An 18,422-nucleotide genomic window follows, 5' to 3' on the forward strand; every position below is an offset into this window, starting at 1 on the left:
GTCGCGTCCCCGTGCGCGGCCCTCGGCTCGGCCGCTCAGAAGATCGGCTGATCGGCCAGGACCACCGCGCCCTCGCTGCGCATCCGTTCGCCCTCGATGCGACGCATGACCGCCTGGGCCTGCGGATCGGCCATGACGCCGCCCAACATGACCAGGGCCTGGGCCGCCTCGCTCTGAACGCCGAACATGTCGGCCAAGGCTTCCCAAGGCGACTTCTGCTTGGGGAAATGCTTGAAGCGGACGGATTCGTCAGCCGGGATCTTGGCCAGGGCCTTGGCCTTGGCCACCGCCTCCGTCACGCCGCCCAGCTGGTCGACCAGGCCCAGCGGCAGAGCCTGGGCCCCGGTCCAGACCCGGCCCTTGGCGATCTCGCGCACCCGCGCCGGCTCCAGCTTGCGGCCCGTGGCCACCCGCGTGATGAAGTCGTCGTAGATCCGGTCCATCGAACCGGCGAAGGCGGCGCGCTGGCTGTTGGTGAAGGGCTGGGTCGGCGAGAAGGCGTCGGCGTAGGAGCCGCCGACGGTCAGTTCGCGCATGTCGACGCCGAACCGGCCCAGGGCGTCGGCCAGGACGAACTTGCCGCCGAACACGCCGATCGAGCCGGTCAGGGTCGAGGGCTGGGCCACGATCCAGTCGGCTTCAGAACTGATCCAGTAACCGCCCGAGGCGGCGTAGGACCCCATGGAGACCACCACAGGCTTGCCCGCCGCCCGCGCCGCGCGCACGGCGGCCAGGATCTGCTCCGAGGCTTCCGGCGAGCCGCCCGGCGACGAGACGCGGAAGACGATGGCCTTCACGCTCTTGTCCTTGATGGCGTCATAGATGGCCTCGGCCGTGTCGTCCGAATGGATCGACGATCCGCCGCCGAAGCCGCCGCTTCCGCCCCGTCCCGTGACGATGGCGCCCTCGCCGCCGACAATCGCGATGGCGTTGCGGCCCGAGCCGGTCCGTTCGCCCTTGTCCGAGGCGTACTGGCTGAATTCGACGATCTCGGCGCCGTTGCCGGCGCGACGCTTGATCTCGGCCTCGGCCTCCTCGACCTGACCGATCTTGTCGATCAGCTTGTTGGACAGGGCCTGTTCCGCCGAATAGGGGCCGGCCTCGATCACCGTCTTCAGCGCCGCCGGCGTCGTCTTTCGGTCCTGGGCCGCATTGGCCAGGGCGCTGTCATAGATGGAGGTCATCCAGGCGGTCATGGCCTCGCGGTGCGGGCCGGTATAATCGCTCTGGGTGTATTCGTTGACGGCGTTCTTGTATTCGTAGCGCTGCTCGAAATCAGCGCGCACGCCGTACTTCTCGAACGCCCGGCCCAGGAACAGGCTGTCGGCCGAGAAGCCCGTCGCCTGGAAGGCGGCCGTATTCTGCATCCACAGTTCCGAGGCTGAGGCCCCGACCATATAGGTGGACATGACCGCGCCCACCGGGGCGAAGCCCTGGCTGTGAGCGATCACCGTCTTGCCCGAGGCGCGGAAGCGACGGACCGCCTGGCGCAGTTCGTCGGCCGTCGCGGGCGTCATGCCGCTTTCCGGCAGACGGATCAGCAGGGCCTTGACGCTGGCGTCGCCCTCGGCCTGGGCCAAACCGTCCACCACCTGTGTCGCCGACAAGCCGGAGCCGCCGAAGGCCGCGAACGGATTGGTGGAGGGTTGATCGCTGATCCCCTCGCGCAGGTCCAGTTCCAGCACCGCATTGGCGGGCGTAGCCGGCTTGGACGAGCTTCCCGCGATCGCGACGGTCAGCAGCACCACCGGAATGACGACGACGAACAGGATCAGTCCGGTGAAGACACCCAGAACCGTCAGGAAGAATTGCTTCATGGGAGAAGGCGCGCTCGCAAGGGCCGAAATGGCTCGGGTTTCACCATAGGGCCGGAACGGTCTCCGTCAAATGAACGTCCCGCAACGTAGGCGCGCCCCCTTCTGCATATTGCGACGCGGCGCCGCGATTGATGCCGAGGGCGGAAATCCCTATATGAGCCGCCTGCGAGCGGGGGCCTGTCGCCCGCGCCCTATCTATTCGGAGACCTCCCCATGCTGGTCACCCTGATGAAGTCCAAGCTGCACCGCGCCACGGTGACCCAGGCCGACCTCGACTACGAGGGTTCGATCGCCATCGACATGGACCTGCTGGACGCCGCAGGCATCTATCCGCACGAACAGGTCGATGTGCTGAACATCACCAACGGCGCGCGCTTCACCACCTACGCCATCGAGGCCCCGCGCGGCTCCCGGGTCATCGGCGTCAACGGCGCCGCCGCCCGTCTGGTCCAGAAAAACGACAAGGTGATCGTCGTCACCTATGGCCAGATGCCCGAAGAAGAAGCCCGCCAGTGGAACCCCAATGTCGTCCTGCTGGACGACGCCAACGAGATCAAGCGCGCGGCCTGAACCGCCGATCCGCCCATCCAGACAAAAGGCCCGCCGGAAACGGCGGGCCTTTCTTCATTCCGGCTCCGCCGATCAGCGGTTCAGGTCATAGACGCCGGTGATGTCGATCCGCACCGTCAGTTCGCCGGCGGCGACGGGCGTGCTGGCGTCCTCGCGCATCGCCATGGCGCGGACGGCGTACATCGGCTGCGGCGGTTGGGGCGCATAGCCGCCGCCTTCGCTGAGGTTGCGGATGCCAGCCAGCTGAACCCCCAGCGACTGGGCGTACAGCTGGGCCTTGGCCTGCAGGGCCCGCACGGCCAGCTGGCGCGCCTGGTTCTCGGCCGCCGTCGGATCCTTCAGGCCGAAGCTGATGCCGTCGATCTGGTTGACCCCGGCGGCGACCACGGCGTCGGCGGTCGTCCCGACCTTGGTCAGGTCGTTGATCGTCACCGTCACCCGGTTCACGGCCTGATAACCGCGCAGCTTGGGCGGTTCGTTCTGCACATAGTCGTACTGGGCCGACAGGTTCAGGCCCGAGGTCTGGACGTCGCGTTCGGCGATCCCGGCGCGGCGCAGGGCGGCCATGACCTGGGTCATCCGCTCGGCGTTGTCGCGCATCGCCTGCTGGGCCGTGGTCGCCTCGGTCTGGACGCCGAAGCTGATGGTCGCCATGTCCGGCGCGGCCTTGACCTCGCCATAGGCCGACAGGTTCAGCGACGGCGCGGGCTGCATCATCTGGATCACGCCCGGCTGCGGGACAGTCTGGGCCATGGCCGGAGCGGCGGCGCCCATCGCGGCGCCCAGGGCGACGGCGGCCGTCAGGGCGCTTCCCAGCGCCAGTGATTTGAACGAGCGGGTCATAACAGTCTCCGTAGAACGATCCCGACCGACGGGTTCGTCGATCCAAGGCCGCAACCTTGGCCTTTTATGCCTGAACCAACGCCCCCGCTTCCATGGCGGTTTCCGTTCATCTTCATGAATTCGCCGAAACCCGCGAGGCGCTTGCCCTAATCGAGGGGCGAGCGGCGCCGCCTGGGCCCTGCTCGGGTTCTGGCCTGCGCCCGCCCCAAACTCGGCCTCCGCAAGTGGCGAAAGCCGTGCTAGCCAGAGGGGATGAATCCCTCCCTGATCGCCTTCCTCGTCGTCATCCTGGCCGGGGGCGCCACCGCCCTTCAGGCGCCGACCAACGCCAGACTGGCCACGGCCGTCGGCTCGCCGGTCAACGCCGCCTTCATCTCCTTCGCCGTCGGCACGGCGGTGCTGGGGATGGCGGCGGCCCTGATGCATACCCGGCCGGACTTCGCCGCCGCCCGGAGCCTGCCCTGGTACGCCTGGCTGGGCGGGGCCTACGGCGCCTGTTTCGTGGTGGCGGCCGCCTGGGGGGTGCCGCGCCTGGGCGTGGCCATGACCATCGCCCTGATGGTCGGCGGCCAGTTGCTGATCAGCCTGATCCTCGACCATTTCGGCGCCCTGGGCGTGCCGCGCCAGCCGCTGAACCTGGGCCGGATCGCCGGCGTGGGCCTGGTTCTCGCCGGCGTCCTTCTGGTCCGGCGCTCTTGAGCCTATATCCCGGTCGATGACCGAGGAGACGCTCGATTCGAAGCTGCAGGCCGCCGCCCTGATCGCCGACGAGGCGCGCCGGGCGCCCGACAGGCCGGGCGTCTATCGCATGTATGGCGAGGACGGCTCATGCCTTTACGTCGGCAAGGCCAAGTCGCTGAAGAAGCGGATCGTCCAGTACGCCCAGGGCCGTTTCCACACCCAGCGCATCGGCCTGATGGTGGCCCAGACCCGGTCGATGGAGCTGGTCGTCACCGCCTCCGAGACCGAGGCCCTGCTGCTGGAATCCAACTTCATCAAGAAGCTGAAGCCGCGCTTCAACGTCCTGCTGCGGGACGACAAGTCCTTCGCCGAACTGATGATCCGCAGCGACCACCGCGCCCCCCAGGTGCGTAAACATCGCGGCGCCCACACGACGCCGGGCCACTATTTTGGCCCCTTCGCCTCGACCTGGGCGGTCAACAGGACCCTGAACACCCTGCAGAAGGCCTTCCTGCTGCGGTCCTGTTCGGACAGCGTCTACGAGACGCGGACCCGCCCCTGCATGCTGCACCAGATCAAACGCTGCTCGGCCCCCTGCACCGGCCTGATCTCGCTTGAGGACTATGGCGAACTGGTCACCGAGGCCGAACAGTTCCTGCGCGGCAAGTCCCGCGCCGTCATCGGCCGCCTGTCGCAGGAGATGCAGTCCGCATCCGACGCAATGGACTTCGAACAGGCCGCCCGCGTCCGCGACCGCATCCGCGCCCTGTCGGCCATATCGATGGAGAACTCCGTCAGCGCCGACAGCGTGGCCGAGGGCGATGTCTTCGCCCTGCACACCGACGGCGGCCAGGCCTGCGTCCAGGTCTTCTTCTACCGCGCCGGTCAGAACTGGGGCGGCCGGGCCTATTTCCCGCGCGTGGACAAGAGCGACACGGATCCCGAGATTCTGGCCGCCTTCCTGGGCCAGTTCTACGAGGACAAGCCGATCCCGCGCCTGATCCTGTCCAATGTCCGCCCGCACGAGCTGGAACTGCTGGAAGAGGCCTTCTCGATGAAGGCCGACCGCAAGATCGAGATCGTCCGCCCGATGCGCGGCGAGAAACTGGCCCTGGTCGACCACGCCCTGACCAACGCCCGCGAGGCCCTGGGCCGCCGCCTGGCCGAAAGCTCGGCCCAGGGCAAGATTCTCGACGAGGTGTGCGAGGCCTTCGGTCTTGAGACCCGGCCCGAGCGGATCGAGGTCTATGACAACGCTCATATCCAGGGGACCAATGCGGTCGGCGGCATGATCGTGGCCGGCCCCGACGGCTTCCAGAAGTCGCAGTATCGCAAGTTCAACATCCGGGGCGAAGACCTGACGCCCGGCGACGACTACGGCATGATGCGCGAGGTGATGCGCCGCCGCTTCGCCCGCCTGGTCAAGGATGAGGAAGAGGGCGAGGAGGCCGTCCGCCCCGACCTGCTGCTGATCGACGGCGGCGCGGGCCAGCTGGCCGAGGTCCTGGCCGTACTGGCCGACCTGGGCCTGGACGACATCGCCGTGGTCGGGGTGGCCAAGGGGCCCGATCGCGACGCGGGGATGGAAAAATTCTTCATGCCGGGCAAGCCGCCCTTCATGCTGCCGCTGAAGTCCCCAGCCCTCTACTACCTGCAGCGGCTGCGCGACGAGGCGCACCGGTTCGCCAACGGCGCCCACGCCAAGCGCCGCTCGATGGACATCAAGAAGAACCCGCTGGACGAGATCGAAGGCGTCGGCCCCGGCCGCAAGAAGGCCCTGCTCCACGCCTTCGGCTCGGCCAAGGGCGTTGGCCGAGCGTCGGTGTCGGATCTGGTCAAGGTGGACGGCGTCAGCCAGCCCCTGGCCGAACGGATTTACGCCTTCTTCCGCAAAACATGATCCCGGCATAGAAGATCGCCATGACCGAAGACGAACTGACCGCCGGCTATCGCCGCTTCCGCACCGACCACTGGCCGGCCGCCCGCGCCGAGTACGAGGCCTTGGCTCAGGGTCAGAAGCCTCACACCCTGATCGTGGCCTGTTCCGACAGCCGCGCCGACCCGGCCCTGATCTTCGACGCCGCGCCGGGCCAGTTGTTCGTAGTCAGGAACGTCGCCAATCTGGTCCCGCCGTACGAGCCCGACGGCCAGTTGCACGGGGTTTCGGCGGCGCTGGAGTTCGGGGTCAAGGTCCTGAACGTCCGCCGGATCGTGGTGATGGGCCACGCTCACTGCGGCGGGGTCAACGCCATGCTGAACGGTGCGCCTGACAACTGCCGCGACTTCGTCGCCCCCTGGGTCGCCCAGGGCACCGCCGTCGTGCGCCGTGTCGCCGAAGCGGTCTCAGAGGATCAAGTCGAACGCGCCGCCGAGGAGGCCGTGGTCCGCCTGTCGATCGAGAACCTGCGCAGTTTCCCCTGGATCGCCGAACGCGAAGCCGCCGGGGAACTGACCCTGACCGGCCTGCATTTCGGCATAGCCGACGGCGTCCTGCGGGCGCTGACGAACAAGCCCAGGTTCGAACCCTTGGGGTGACTTGTATATAGTAGTGAAAAACACTACTATTGCGCCATGGAACGGACGATCACCGCCACCGAGGCCAATCGCGAGTTCTCGCGCATCTTCCGCGAGGTCGCAGCGGGCGAGTCTTACATCGTCACCGCACGTGGCAAGCCGTTGGTGCGTATCGCGCCCGCGACGACCGGCGGACAACAGGATGATGCCCGTGTCGCCCGGCTTCATGGCCTGCTGGATGATCTCGCCGCCCTGCCCGCCTGCGCGCCCGGCCGCATAACCCGCGAAGACGGCTACGCTTGAAACTGGCGCTCGACACCAATGTCCTCGGCTACGCCGCCGGCATCGGTGATGACGAACCCAAACGTCAGCGCGCCGTGTGGGTGCTGAAGACACTGGCCAACCAGAACCTCGTCATTCCGACACAGGTCGCCGGCGAATTCTACAACATACTGACGCGCAAGGGCGGCCACCCGCCGAAGGTCGCCCGAAAGATCGTTCTGGACTGGAGCGCGGGCATCGGATTGACCGCCGCCTCGGCCGCGACCATGGCCGCCGCCCTGGAGGCGGCGGCCTTCTTCAATCTGCAGATCTGGGACGCCCTGATCCTGACCGTCGCCGCCGAGGCCGGTTGCGGCCTGCTGCTTTCCGAAGACATGCAGGACGGCTTCGTCTATCGAGGCGTCACGGTCGCCAATCCGTTCGCGGAGACGCTCCACCCCCTGCTCGCGTCCCTGTTGGAGATCCCGTCATGACCGCGTCCACGCATCGCGCCAATCCCATTCCGAACATCCTGACCGGCATCCGCCTGTTCGCCGGGGTGGTGATGTTCGCCATGATGGCCGGAGCGGCGCCGGGGGCGCTGGACGCCTGGCTGTCGCCGGAAGTTCAGCTGAAGTTCGGAGTCTGGGCCTTCTGGATCTTCGTCATCGCCGCCTCGACCGACTGGGTCGACGGCTTTCTGGCCCGGCGCTGGAACTCGACCACCCGCTGGGGCGCCATCCTGGACCCGATCGCCGACAAGGTGCTGATCACCGGGGCCATTCTGGGTGTGCTGGCCTCCGGCTCCCTGCCGGGCATCGCCCTGCCCTGCGGCCTGATCCTGTTCCGTGAGTTCGCGGTCTCGGCTCTGCGCGAGACCATGGCCGGCCGGATCGAACTGCCGGTGACCCTGGCCGCCAAATGGAAGACCACCGTGCAGATGGTGGCCCTCGCCGCGCTTCAGCTGACCCTGTTGTGGAGCGCCTTCGGGCTGCAGAATCCGGACGGCTCGCCGCTGGACTGGCAAGCGGCGTTCGAATCCTTCGCCGTCTTCCTAATCTGGTTCGCCGCCGTCATCACCCTGTGGACCGGCTGGCAGTATTTCCGCGAGGCGCGCCGTCAGATGCAGGATCTTTGAACCACGCTCAAGGGCTAAGCCTTAGGGCCTGAGGGTCAGCCCGGTAGGGGTCGCCTCGAAGGCCGACAGCCGGCCCAGATAGCTCATGCCCAGTAGCGAATAGGCCAGGCCTTCCTCGACCACCAGGGCCTCGACCTTGTCGACCCGCACGCCCGCGACCGAGATGGTCTTCAGTTCGACCGGCGCGGCGCGAACCACGCCCGAAGCGGTCTGGACCTTGCCGGTGAAGGCTTCCGGCGCCGGATCGACGCCCAAACGCCGGGCGTCCGCCCGGGTCAGCGCCACCACGCTGGCGCCGGTGTCGACGAGAACCTGGACCGCGCGACCGTCGATCTTCGCCTGCGCCCAGTAGTGACCGTCCGGTCCCTTGACCACCTGGGTCGCGACGCCCGACGCGGGTGCGGCGACGACGCTGTCGGCGGTCGCCGCCAGGGCGGTCTGACCGCCGTCCAGGTGACGGATCGTCAGGGCCGTAGCGAAGGACGCCGCCAGGGCGACGCTGAGCACGGCTGCGGACTGAAGGTCGATGCGGATCATGACCCCTGCATATCCAGGCAAGGTTGGAATGCGGTGAAACGACTTGGCTGACGAAACCTTAAGTCCGACCGGCCCTAGCCCAGTTTGGCCGGGTCGATCCGGTCGCGGCGCGACGGCAGTTCAGCCATCACCGCAGCCCGTTCGGCGTCGCTCAGCGCGCGCCAGCCGGCGATCTCCTTCAAGGTCCGGAAACAGCCCAGACACAGGCCGCTGTCCCCGTCGACGGCGCAGACCATCACGCAGGGCGTGGCGATCGCCTTGGGCGGGCCGGCGGGACGCACTGGATCGCTCAATGTGACATTACCAAAAAATATATTCCGTTATCGGAGGGATAAATTTGCAATTTCACCAAAGATCGCTATCTTGGTCTCTGACGCGAAACGACTGATGGTGAGATTCCTAGGTACGACGCGTCTCTTTTCATCGTTCTGCGAAAGGAGACGCCAAGATGAACGATAAGGAGCGTAACCTCCAACACGCCATGATGTCCTTTGCCCTGTGGGGCGGGATGCTGGTCAATAGTCGGCATATGCCGTCTAACTCGGGACGGACAGTCAGTCATCCGTCCAACTTCGTACCCTATACGCCCAAGAAGCGCTGACGGCCTCGAAAGCCTGATGTTGGAAAGCCCCGGCCCGCCCCGGGGCTTTTTCAATTCCGGACTTGCCTGACGCGGCGTCTGCGGCCGATGAGGGGACGAAATCGAGGAGACGACCGATGAGCCTGATCGCCGAGACAAGACAGGGCGCGATCCTGATCTGGACGCTCGACCGCGAGGCGCGGCTGAACGCCCTGCCCGACCTTGAGGACGGCGACGAGTTCGCCGCCGCCTGCGCCCGCGCCAATGGGGACGCCTCGATCAAGTGTGTGGTCCTGACCGGCGCCGGCCGCGCCTTCTCCGCCGGCGGCGACCTGACGGCGATGCGCGACCGGCGCGACCTGTTCGAGGGGTCCGGCGCCGATATCCGGACGCGCTACCGCCGCGTCGTCCACCGGATCGTCCGCTCGCTCTATGATCTGGAAGTCCCGCTGATCTCGGCCGTCAACGGTCCGGCCATGGGACTGGGCTGCGGCATCGCCGCCACCGCCGACATCCGCATCGCCTCCGAGCGCGCCAGTTTCGGCGTGCCCTTCCTGAAGCTGGGCATCATCCCCGGCGACGGCGGCGCCTGGCGACTGCCGCGCGACGTCGGCTACGCCCGCGCGGCCGAAATGCTGTTCACCGGCCGCAGCATCGACGCCGAAACGGCCGAGCGCTGGGGCCTGGTCAACCGCGTCGCGCCTCACGACCGGCTGATGGAAGAGGCCCTAATCACCGCCGGCCAGATCGCCGCCCAGCCGGCCCAGGCGCTGCGGATGGCCAAGACCCTGATGCGCCAGGGCCGCGACCAGACCTTCGAACAGATCCTGGAACTGTCCGCCGCAATGCAGGCCCTGGCCCACCTGACCGACGACCATCTGGAAGGCGTCGACGCCGTTCTGGAAAAGCGGCCGGCGGAATTCACCGGCCGCTGATCCCGCGTCTTACTGGGAACGCATCGCCTGGTTCGGGCCAACGCCGGTCGTGACCGCGCGCTTGGCTCCGGCGGTCTCGCCCGGCTTCATGAACTTGACCAGGACGCGCTGGCCGATCAGCAGCGGCGCGTCGCCGGCCGAGGCCACAACCTCGACCACCCGTTCGTCGGTACGCTGCGAGGGATCGTCCGAGGCCAGCTTGCGGGCGCCGAACACGGCCGCCCGACGCATCACCGCGCCGATATAGACCTTGGAGGTGTCGCCCTCGGGCGTGATCTCGACCGCCTGTCCGTCGCGCAGATTGGGCAGGTCGCTCTCGACCACCTCGGCGCGCACGATGCGCGGCGCGTCTGGCTCGAGGTCGAACATGGTGGAGACGTTCAGGGTCGAGGCGCCGGCGCCGGGATTGGCGTAGCGGCGCACGATCCGACCTGCGCTGGGCGCGCGGATGATGGTCAGTTCCTGATCGTAGCGGGCCTGGTCCAGCTGGGCGCGCGCGGTCTGAACGGCGGCGGTCTGCGAACCGAGGCGCGCCTGGGCGGTGGCGACGGCGTCCTGGGCCTGATCCATGCGCTGGGCGGCGGCGAAGTTGGTGGCGACCAGCCGCTGCAGACGGTCCCGCTCGCGCTGGGCGGTGCGGATATCGACGCGGATCTGGGCCAGCTGGCTCTCGGCCTGGGCCACGGCGGCCTGGGCGCTCTGGACGGCCAGACGCGCCTCGTCGTCTTCCTGACGGGCCAGGATCTGGCCGGCGACGACGGTGTCGCCCTCCTGCACCAGGACCTCGCGCACGATGCCGCCGCGACGGGCCGCGATCTGTATGATGCCGCCCTCCACATCGACCTTGCCGTTGGCGATGGCCGCATAGGGGCTCTCGACCTTCGTGGCGACGGCCTTCTCCTGTTCGGCCTTCTTGGTCTTGGCGGCGGACTGGAACATCATGAAGCCGACCACCAGCACGATGACCAGCAGCAGACCGAACCAGGTGCGTTTTTTCTTCAGAAAGCCGGGCATGGGCGTATCGTCCTAAGGGATTTGGTCTTGTTGTTCAGTGGGACGCCAGGATGGCGTTCGGATCGGGTATGCGGCGCTGATCGTCCAGGATCTTGCCGTCCTCGATATGGATGACGCGGTCGGCCCAGGCCTCGAGCCGGGGATCGTGGGTCACGCAGATCACGGCGGCGCCGTGTTCGGTCGCGGCGCGACGCAGCAGCCTGATCACCACCTGGCCGTTCTCGCCGTCCAGGGCCGAGGTCGGTTCGTCGGCGAACAGGATCTTGGGATCCTTGGCCAGGGCGCGGGCGATGGCGACCCGCTGTTTCTCGCCGCCCGACAGGGCTGCGGGCCGCTGGTGCAGGCGAGGGCCCAGGCCGACCTCTTCCAGAGCCGTGATGGCGCGCTTCTTCGCCTGGCCCGAGGTCAAACCCTGGAACTTCAGCACGGTCTCGACCTGCTGCAACGCCGTCAGGGCGGGGAACAGGTTGAAGCCCTGGAAGATGAAGCCGCAATTATCGAGGCGGAACTTGTCGATCCGGCCCGAGGAGAATTTCCACAGGTCGTCGACGTCCAGGACGTCCACCCGGCCCTCTTCCGGCCGCAGCAGGCCGGACAGGGCCGCGATCAGCGTCGACTTGCCCGAACCCGACGGCCCCATGACCATGGTCAGGTCGCCGTGTTTCGCATCGAAATCGACGCCCTTCAGCACCTCGACCCAGGCCTTGCCGGACTTGAACCGCTTGACCAGCCCCTTGGCCTCAATGGCGAAATCGCCGTGCTTGCCGTGGACTTTCGTATGAATGTTCATCGCAGCAGGTCCGCCGGTTGGCTGTTCTTCAGAATGCCCAGGGACAGCAGGCCGGACACCATGGAGATCAGGATCAGGCCGATCCCGACGACAATCAGCAGCGACAACGGCAGGGCGATGATCACCGCCCCCATCATGGCCAGCAAAGACACCAGCCAGGTCAGGAAGATCGCGGCGAACACGCCCACCACCCCGACCCAGAAGCTGAGCTCGACCACGATCCGCCGCAGCGATCCCATGCCTACGCCCAAAGCCCGCAGCGAGGCGAACTCCTTGATATTGGCCATGATGGCGCCGCGCAGCGTCTGCCAGGTGATGGCCACGCCGATGATGATCCCCAGCACGACGCAGCCGCCGATGATGATGACCAGAATGCCTTCCTCAAACATGGCGCCCGCATTGGCCTCGGCCAGCTGTCCCTTGGTCCAGGCCTTCCACTGGCCGGCGCCCATGGCGTTGAGCTGGGCGACGACGATGGGCGCGCGGGTGGGATCGCGCAGCTTGACCATCAACGGACCGACGCGCGGACCGGTGTCCGCCTGACCCAGCATCCGTAGGGTGTCGCGCGACATGACCACGCCGGGCTGCATCATGTTTGGATAGCCGCGCGTCACGCCGACGATGGTGACCGTCTGGCCGTTGTACAGGGCCTTGTCGCCCAGTTTGACGCCCAGAGTGGACAGGGCCGTCTCGTCCACCGCCACGGTATAGGGTTGCCGCAGGGCGTCGACCAGTTCCTGGGAATAGTCGGTCGGGATCGTCACGGAACCCGGACGGGTGTCGATGATGCTGGCCTGGACGAATTTCTGACGCGGTGCGCCCTGGCTGGCGCTGTCGGCCTGGCTCTTGGTCGGATCGACGTTCTTGATGTTCTGGAAGGTGCCGCCGGCGCCGTCCAGGGGCATGACCTCGATCACTTCCGGATGGTTGTAGGCCAGAGGGATGAAGCGGCGCGGCACGCCAGACGGCCCGCCGATCAGGCTCTTGGCGCCGGGCTGCATGATGAAGATGTCGGCGCCCGACCGTTCGATGGTCGCGGTGAACCCCTTGCCGATGCCGATGAAGACACCGGTCATCGCCAGGACCAGCAGACCCGACAGGGCCAGGGCCATGACCGCCGCCATATAGCGGCGCCACTCGAACAGCAGCGTAGATAGCGCAAGCGACATGATTGCCGATAAACCCCCGATACGTCTGCCTATCTGAGCGCGCACGGCCTCACCGCCAAGTTAAATCGGGGTAAGACTGGGCGCCTGCCCCCAATTATTGCGTCGGTGAAATCAGGAGATTAAGGCCGGGTCTCCCCTCTTGGCGACGCGCTAAAAACGGCGCTAGTCACAAAATAACAGGCGGAACACATTTGTTCCGCGCTCTGGAGAAGTCCTGAATGTCGTTGCCGTCCCTTCGTCTCACCGCCTCGCTCGCCGCCCTGGGCGCGGCGACGGTCGTCCTGTCCGCCCCCGCGAGCCCGGCCCGCGCCGACGAGGGCATGTGGACCTTCGACAACTTCCCCATCGCCACGGTGAACGAGAAATACGACACGAACATCGACCAGGCCTGGCTGGACCGCGTCCGCAACGCCGCCGTCCGACTGCGGGGCTGTTCGGCCTCGCTGGTCTCGGGCGAGGGCCTGATCCTGACCAATCACCACTGCATCGTCAGCTGCGTGCAGGATCTTTCCACCGCCGAGAACGACTACGTCAAGAATGGCTGGATGCCCGCCACCCGCGAGGAAGAGAAGAAATGCCCCGGCCAGACGGCCGAGATCCTGACCGACATCACCGATGTGACCGACCGCGTCGTCGGCGCCGGCGCTGGTCTTGAAGGCGCCGCCTTCGTGCAGGCCCGCGCCGCCGAGATCGACAAGATCCAGAAGGAAGTCTGCGGCGACGACCGCAAGCTGACCTGCCAGGTCATCAGCCTGTACCGCGGCGGCCAGTACAAGCTGTACAAGTTCCGCAAGTACGAGGACGTGCGCCTGGTCTTCGCGCCTGAGTTCCAGGCGGCCTTCTTCGGCGGGGATCCGGACAATTTCAACTTCCCGCGCTACGCCCTGGATGCCGGTTTCCTGCGCATCTACGAGGACGGCAAGCCGGTCGCCACGCCGAACCATCTGAAGTGGAACCCGAATGCGCCCAAGGAAGGCGACGTCACCTTCGTCGCCGGCAACCCCGGCTCGACCTCGCGGCTGCTGACCATGGCCCAGCTGGAGGCCCTGCGCGATCAGCAACTGCCCCTGACCCTGATCCAGACCTCGGAACTGCGCGGCCGTCTGCTGGAGTATTCGACCACCGGCGAAGAGGCCAAGCGCGTCACCGTCGATCCCCTGTTCGGCCTGGAGAACGGCTTCAAGGTCTATTACGGCCAGCAGGGCGCCCTGACCGACCCGGCCTTCATGGCGACCAAGCGCTCCGAGGAAGACGAACTGCGTCAGCGCGTCGCCGCCGACCCGGCTCTGGCCCAGCGCATCGGCGATCCCTGGAGCGAGCTTGAGCGGGTCGCGGCCGCCCAGCGCGACCTCTACATGCCCTATCGCCAGCTCGAGTCGGCCGCCGGCCAGCGTTCGTCGCTCTACAGCTACGCCAAGTCCGTCGTCCGCGCCTCCAAGGAACGGGCCAAGCCGGTCGCCGAACGCCGCGCCGGCTATTCGGACGCCGACATCGCCGCCCTGGAACGCCGCCTGACGACCGAGACGCCGATCTCGACCGATCTGGAGAAGATCTTCATCGACTTCTGGCTGTCCAAGACCCGCGAATATCTGACCGTCGACAATGCGAACGTGAAGGCGCTGCTGGGCAAGGAAAGTCCCGAACAGATCGCCGAACGCCTGGTCGACGGCACCCGGTTGGCGGACCCCGCCTTCCGCGCCCAGGCCCTGGCCATGACGCCGGAACAGCTGGCCGCCTCGGGCGATCCGCTGATCCAGTTCGTCCTGGCCAACGACGACGCGGCCCAGGCCGTCCGCACCCAGTGGGAATCGGCCGTGTCCGGCCCGACCAGCCGCGCCGGCGAAAAGATCGCCCAGGCCCGGTTCGCCGTCTATGGCGACAACCTGTACCCCGACGCGACCTTCAGCCTGCGTCTGTCCTATGGTCAGGTGAAGGGCTGGACCTATCGCGGCGTGACGGTGGAGCCCTTCACCCAGATCGGCGGCCTGTACGAACGCAACACCGGCGCCGAGCCGTTCAACGCGGCCGAGGACTGGATGGCGGCCGAGGGCAAGGTCGACAAATCGACCGTCTATGACTTCGTCTCGACCAACGACATCATCGGCGGCAACTCGGGCTCGCCCGTCATCAACGCCAAGGGTGAAGTCATCGGCGCGGCCTTCGACGGCAACATCCACTCGCTGGGCGGCAGCTTCGGCTACGACGGCGAACTGAACCGCACCGTCACGGTCTCGACCGCCGCCATCACCGAGGCCCTCCGCAACGTCTACAACCAGCCGCGCCTGCTGCGCGAACTGGGCGTGCGGCGGTAAAAGACGCACGTCTCCTCCCCATCTCTTGGATGGGGAGGGGGACCGCCGACGAAGCCGGGGGTGGAGGGGCTCTTCACCACCGCACCGGCGCCTGTCATGTATCGCAGAGCCCCTCCGTCACGGCGCTGAAGAAGCGCCGCGCCACCTCCCCATCGCTCCGCGATGGGGAGGAGATTTCTAGGACATCCCCATGCGTCTCGCCCTTTTCGCCTCCGCCGCCGTTCTCGCCTTCGCCTCCTCGGCCAGGGCTGAAGAGGGCATGTGGACCTTCGACAACTTCCCTGTCGCCCGCGCCAACGCGGGCCTGGGGACCGACATCGACCAGGCGTTTCTGGATCGGGTGCGACTGTCGTCGGTGAAGTTCGGCGGCTGTTCGGCCGGGGTGGTTTCGGGCCAGGGCCTGGTGATGACCAACAACCACTGCGTCGCCACCTGCGTCGCCAACCTGTCCACGCCCCAGGTCAATTACGCCGAGACCGGCTTCACGCCGAAATCGCGCGAGGAAGAGCTGAAATGCCCCGGCGCCACGGCCGAGATCCTGACCGACATCACCGACGTGACCGAGCGGATGCACCAGGCCGGGGCCGGTCTGGAGGGCCAGGCCTTCACCCAGGCGCGCGACGCCGAGGCGGGGCGGATCGAAACCGAAGCCTGCGGTAACGACCCCAAGATCCGCTGCCAGGTCGTCAGCTTGTACCGGGGCGGCCAGTTCAAGCTCTACAAATTCCGCAAATATTCCGACATCCGCCTGGCCTGGGCGCCGGAAGACCGCGCCGCCACCTTCGGCGGCGACCTGGACAATTTCTCCTTCCCGCGCTTCGCCATCGATGCCGCCTTCATCCGCCTGTACGAGGACGGCAAGCCGGTCGAGACCCCGACCCATTTCGCCTGGAACCCGAACAAGCCGACCGAAGGCGAGGCCGTCTTCGTCTCCGGCAACCCCGGCTCGACCCAGCGGCTGCTGACGATGGACCAGCTGACCACCATCCGCGACGTGGTCCTTCCGCTGGATCAGTTGATCGCGTCCGAGCTGCGCGGCCGCCTGATCCGCTATTCCGAAGAGGGCGAGGACCAGGCCTTCATCGCCATGGACCCCATCGTCGGCCTTGAGAACACCTACAAGCGCGGACGCGGCCGGATGGCCGCCCTGATCGATCCGACCTTCATGGCGACCAAGGCCGCCCAGGAAGCCGACTTCCGCGCCCGCGCCGCCGACGGCGGGACCGATCCGTGGGCCAGCCTCAGCGCCGTCCAACCCATCGCCCGCGAACTGTATCCGTCCATGGCTCTGCTGGAGGGCGGTACGGGTCTGGGGACCACCTCGGCCGGGGGCGGTTCGCAGTTGTTCGCCTATGCCCGCGCCCTGGTGCGCGGCGCCCAGGAACGGGCCAAGCCCTCGGATCAGCGCCTGCCCGAGTTCGCCGACAGCCGCCTGTCCAGCGTCGAATCCCGCCTGTTCGCCGAACGCCCCGTCTATCCCGAGCTTGAGCAGATCCGTCTGGAATGGTGGCTGTCAAAGACCCGTGAATGGCTGACGGTCGACAACGCCCAGGTCCGCACCCTGCTGGGCAAGGAAAGCCCCGAGGACCTGTCGGCCCGGCTCGTGGCCGGCACGACCCTGGCCAATCCGGCCGTGCGCCGGGCCCTGTGGGAGGGCGGCCTGCCGGCGATCCGCGCCTCGACCGACCCGATGATCCGCTACGCCCTGGCCATCGACGCCGACGCCCGCGCCGTGCGCGACGCCTGGGAGACCCGGGTCCAGGCCCCCACCGACCGCGCCTCAGAACAGCTGGCCGCCGCCCGCTTCACCGCCTATGGCGACGCCGTCTATCCCGACGCCACCGGCACCCTGCGCCTGACCTATGGCCAGGTCGAAGGGTCCGACGTTCCGGGCCAGCGGTTCGCCGCCTTCACCACCTTCGCCGGCCTGTGGGACCGCGCCACCGGCGCCGAGCCCTTCGCCGTTGCGCCCAAACTGCTGGCGGCCAGGGACCGGATCGATCCGAACGCGGTGATGGACATGGCCGTCTCGACCGACACCATCGGCGGCTCGTCAGGTTCGCCGGCGATCAACGCCAGGGGCGAGATCATCGGGGCCAATTTCGACTCCACCGTCCTGAGCCAGCGCAACGCCTACGGCTACGACCGCGCCGTCAATCGCAGCGTGATCGTCACCACCCAGGCCGTCACCGTCGCCCTGCGCGACGTCTATGGCATGGACCATCTGGTCGAGGAGCTGGGCGTTTCCAGATGAGCGAGATCGTCTTCCGTCCGGCGACGCCCGACGACGTCGCCGCGCTTCATCCCCTGATCGAGCGCGCCTATCGCGGCGACACGGCCAAGGCCGGGTGGACGCACGAGGCGGACCTGCTGTTCGACGACCGCACCAGCGCCGAGGAACTGTCCGGCCTGATCGCCGATCCCGACCGGGTCGTCCTGCTGGCCCATCGGGACGACGACCTTGTCGGCTGCGTCCAGGTCGCGCGCACGGGCGAGGACCTGACCTATCTCGGGATGCTGACGGTCGAGCCCGGCCTCCAGGCTGCGGGCCTGGGCCGCCGCCTGCTCGCCGCCGCAGAGGCCGAGGCGGCCGTTCGCTTCGGCGCCCGCCGCATGGAGATGACCGTCATCCAGCGCCGAACCGAACTGATCGCCTGGTACGAACGCCGCGGCTACGCCCGCACCGGCGAGACCCGCCCCTTCCCCGTCGCCCCGCCTCGGCCGGAGCTGGATTTCGTGGTGCTGGAAAAGGGGCTCCAAGGAACACGACCCTGATCGGAACGCCTGACCTCCCCGCGCTTTCCCTCCCAAAAGGAGACCGTCATGGATCGTGAACAGACCGAAGGCCGGGAGAAGAACGGCGCCGAGCCGGCGGGAAAGCCGGACGCCCTGACCTCCGACGCCGATGTGAAGAGGGTCGGCCACGAGGAGCGGCGCAGCGCCGGACCGGACGGGCCCGACGCCGCCGAGGTCGGCGACACCTTCAAGAAGGCTCCGTAGAGGCCCCAAGGCTGCTCAACCCCGGCGGGGCGACAACTGCGCCGCCAGCAGGTGGACGTCGTGCGCCCGCATCCGCTCGAAATTGCCCAGGCCCAGGGTCAGGGCGCGCAGAACCTCGATCTGGCGGGTGTGTTCGGGATGTTCCGGCAGGGCTGGCTCCGCCCTTGCCAGTTCCGCATCCAGTTCGGCCATCATCAGGGCCAGGACTCCGTCGTTCATCCAATCCTCCATCGCGCCGCCGACCGGATCGGGTTGAAGCAC

Annotated in this window: 21 protein-coding genes; 13 read left to right on the forward strand and 8 right to left on the reverse strand. The window is 67.4% G+C overall.

The features are described from left to right. Positions 1-35: 35 nt before the first annotated feature. On the reverse strand, positions 36-1,817 hold the full coding sequence (gene sppA / locus H2037_RS09475; protein WP_292120793.1) for a signal peptide peptidase SppA: 1,782 nt from the start codon (positions 1,815-1,817) through the stop codon (positions 36-38). 213 nt (positions 1,818-2,030) lie between these two features. On the opposite strand from sppA, the gene panD reads away from it, so the two are divergent. Continuing rightward, positions 2,031-2,387, forward strand: coding sequence for an aspartate 1-decarboxylase (gene panD / locus H2037_RS09480; protein WP_292120796.1), 357 nt, complete (start codon positions 2,031-2,033; stop codon positions 2,385-2,387). Positions 2,388-2,459: 72 nt separating this feature from the next. Here the strand turns inward: panD and H2037_RS09485 are convergent, their stop codons facing one another. After that, complete coding sequence (locus H2037_RS09485; protein WP_292120799.1) at positions 2,460-3,230, reverse strand: SIMPL domain-containing protein; 771 nt, start codon at positions 3,228-3,230, stop codon at positions 2,460-2,462. Positions 3,231-3,482: 252 nt separating this feature from the next. Between H2037_RS09485 and H2037_RS09490 the strand changes: the two genes are divergently transcribed. From H2037_RS09490 to pgsA, 6 genes are read left to right on the forward strand one after another with little or no spacing between them, the layout of a single operon-like run. After that, on the forward strand, positions 3,483-3,929 hold the full coding sequence (locus H2037_RS09490) for a DMT family transporter (protein WP_292120801.1): 447 nt from the start codon (positions 3,483-3,485) through the stop codon (positions 3,927-3,929). 16 nt (positions 3,930-3,945) lie between these two features. Beyond that, complete coding sequence (gene uvrC / locus H2037_RS09495; RefSeq protein WP_292120803.1) at positions 3,946-5,811, forward strand: excinuclease ABC subunit UvrC; 1,866 nt, start codon at positions 3,946-3,948, stop codon at positions 5,809-5,811. A gap of 20 nt (positions 5,812-5,831) precedes the next feature. Then, positions 5,832-6,446 (forward strand): carbonic anhydrase, encoded by a 615-nt coding sequence (locus H2037_RS09500; protein ID WP_292120805.1) that lies wholly within the window; start codon positions 5,832-5,834, stop codon positions 6,444-6,446. 36 nt (positions 6,447-6,482) lie between these two features. Beyond that, positions 6,483-6,728 carry a type II toxin-antitoxin system prevent-host-death family antitoxin gene (locus H2037_RS09505; RefSeq protein WP_292120806.1) on the forward strand — a complete coding sequence of 82 codons (246 nt, stop codon included), beginning with the start codon at positions 6,483-6,485 and terminating at the stop codon, positions 6,726-6,728. Further along, positions 6,725-7,180, forward strand: coding sequence for a PIN domain-containing protein (locus tag H2037_RS09510; protein ID WP_292120809.1), 456 nt, complete (start codon positions 6,725-6,727; stop codon positions 7,178-7,180). Before H2037_RS09505 ends, H2037_RS09510 begins: the two co-directional genes overlap by 4 nt. Then, on the forward strand, positions 7,177-7,824 hold the full coding sequence (gene pgsA, locus H2037_RS09515; protein WP_292120812.1) for a CDP-diacylglycerol--glycerol-3-phosphate 3-phosphatidyltransferase: 648 nt from the start codon (positions 7,177-7,179) through the stop codon (positions 7,822-7,824). Before H2037_RS09510 ends, pgsA begins: the two co-directional genes overlap by 4 nt. Positions 7,825-7,845: 21 nt before the next feature. On the opposite strand, the gene H2037_RS09520 is transcribed toward pgsA, so the two are convergent. Both H2037_RS09520 and H2037_RS09525 read right to left on the reverse strand, forming a co-directional pair. Continuing rightward, entirely contained in the window at positions 7,846-8,361 is a 516-nt protein-coding gene (locus H2037_RS09520) for a TIGR02281 family clan AA aspartic protease (protein WP_292120814.1), read from the reverse strand. A gap of 74 nt (positions 8,362-8,435) precedes the next feature. Then, positions 8,436-8,597: a DUF1289 domain-containing protein gene (locus H2037_RS09525; protein WP_292121061.1), complete on the reverse strand. Its 162-nt coding sequence runs from the start codon at positions 8,595-8,597 to the stop codon at positions 8,436-8,438. Between the two features lie 212 nt (positions 8,598-8,809). On the opposite strand from H2037_RS09525, the gene H2037_RS09530 reads away from it, so the two are divergent. Together H2037_RS09530 and H2037_RS09535 are read left to right on the forward strand one after the other, a co-directional pair. Then, positions 8,810-8,962 carry a hypothetical protein gene (locus tag H2037_RS09530; protein WP_292120818.1) on the forward strand — a complete coding sequence of 51 codons (153 nt, stop codon included), beginning with the start codon at positions 8,810-8,812 and terminating at the stop codon, positions 8,960-8,962. A 116-nt stretch (positions 8,963-9,078) separates the two neighbouring features. Beyond that, positions 9,079-9,876, forward strand: coding sequence for a crotonase/enoyl-CoA hydratase family protein (locus H2037_RS09535; RefSeq protein WP_292120821.1), 798 nt, complete (start codon positions 9,079-9,081; stop codon positions 9,874-9,876). A gap of 9 nt (positions 9,877-9,885) precedes the next feature. On the opposite strand, the gene H2037_RS09540 is transcribed toward H2037_RS09535, so the two are convergent. From H2037_RS09540 to H2037_RS09550, 3 genes are read right to left on the reverse strand one after another with little or no spacing between them, the layout of a single operon-like run. Beyond that, on the reverse strand, positions 9,886-10,890 hold the full coding sequence (locus H2037_RS09540; RefSeq protein ID WP_292120824.1) for an HlyD family efflux transporter periplasmic adaptor subunit: 1,005 nt from the start codon (positions 10,888-10,890) through the stop codon (positions 9,886-9,888). Positions 10,891-10,924: 34 nt separating this feature from the next. Further along, the gene (locus H2037_RS09545; protein ID WP_292120826.1) at positions 10,925-11,680 is read right to left on the reverse strand and encodes an ABC transporter ATP-binding protein; all 756 of its coding nucleotides are present in this window, start codon (positions 11,678-11,680) and stop codon (positions 10,925-10,927) included. Next, the gene (locus H2037_RS09550) at positions 11,677-12,849 is read right to left on the reverse strand and encodes an ABC transporter permease (RefSeq protein ID WP_292120827.1); all 1,173 of its coding nucleotides are present in this window, start codon (positions 12,847-12,849) and stop codon (positions 11,677-11,679) included. The genes H2037_RS09545 and H2037_RS09550 overlap by 4 nt, the downstream gene beginning before the upstream one ends. Positions 12,850-13,067: 218 nt before the next feature. Between H2037_RS09550 and H2037_RS09555 the strand changes: the two genes are divergently transcribed. The 4 genes from H2037_RS09555 (at position 13,068) to H2037_RS09570 (ending at position 18,161) form a co-directional block, all read left to right on the forward strand. Continuing rightward, complete coding sequence (locus H2037_RS09555) at positions 13,068-15,161, forward strand: S46 family peptidase (protein WP_292120829.1); 2,094 nt, start codon at positions 13,068-13,070, stop codon at positions 15,159-15,161. Positions 15,162-15,351: 190 nt separating this feature from the next. After that, positions 15,352-17,415 carry a S46 family peptidase gene (locus H2037_RS09560; protein WP_292120831.1) on the forward strand — a complete coding sequence of 688 codons (2,064 nt, stop codon included), beginning with the start codon at positions 15,352-15,354 and terminating at the stop codon, positions 17,413-17,415. Further along, positions 17,412-17,936: a GNAT family N-acetyltransferase gene (locus H2037_RS09565; protein WP_292120834.1), complete on the forward strand. Its 525-nt coding sequence runs from the start codon at positions 17,412-17,414 to the stop codon at positions 17,934-17,936. The genes H2037_RS09560 and H2037_RS09565 overlap by 4 nt, the downstream gene beginning before the upstream one ends. 48 nt (positions 17,937-17,984) lie before the next feature. After that, positions 17,985-18,161, forward strand: a complete 177-nt coding sequence (locus tag H2037_RS09570) for a hypothetical protein (protein WP_292120837.1) — start codon at positions 17,985-17,987, stop codon at positions 18,159-18,161. A 15-nt stretch (positions 18,162-18,176) separates the two neighbouring features. On the opposite strand, the gene H2037_RS09575 is transcribed toward H2037_RS09570, so the two are convergent. Further along, positions 18,177-18,380: a hypothetical protein gene (locus tag H2037_RS09575; protein ID WP_292120840.1), complete on the reverse strand. Its 204-nt coding sequence runs from the start codon at positions 18,378-18,380 to the stop codon at positions 18,177-18,179. Between the last annotated feature and the right edge of the window lie 42 nt (positions 18,381-18,422).

The organism is Brevundimonas sp. (genome assembly GCF_013912065.1).
Lineage (GTDB): Bacteria > Pseudomonadota > Alphaproteobacteria > Caulobacterales > Caulobacteraceae > Brevundimonas.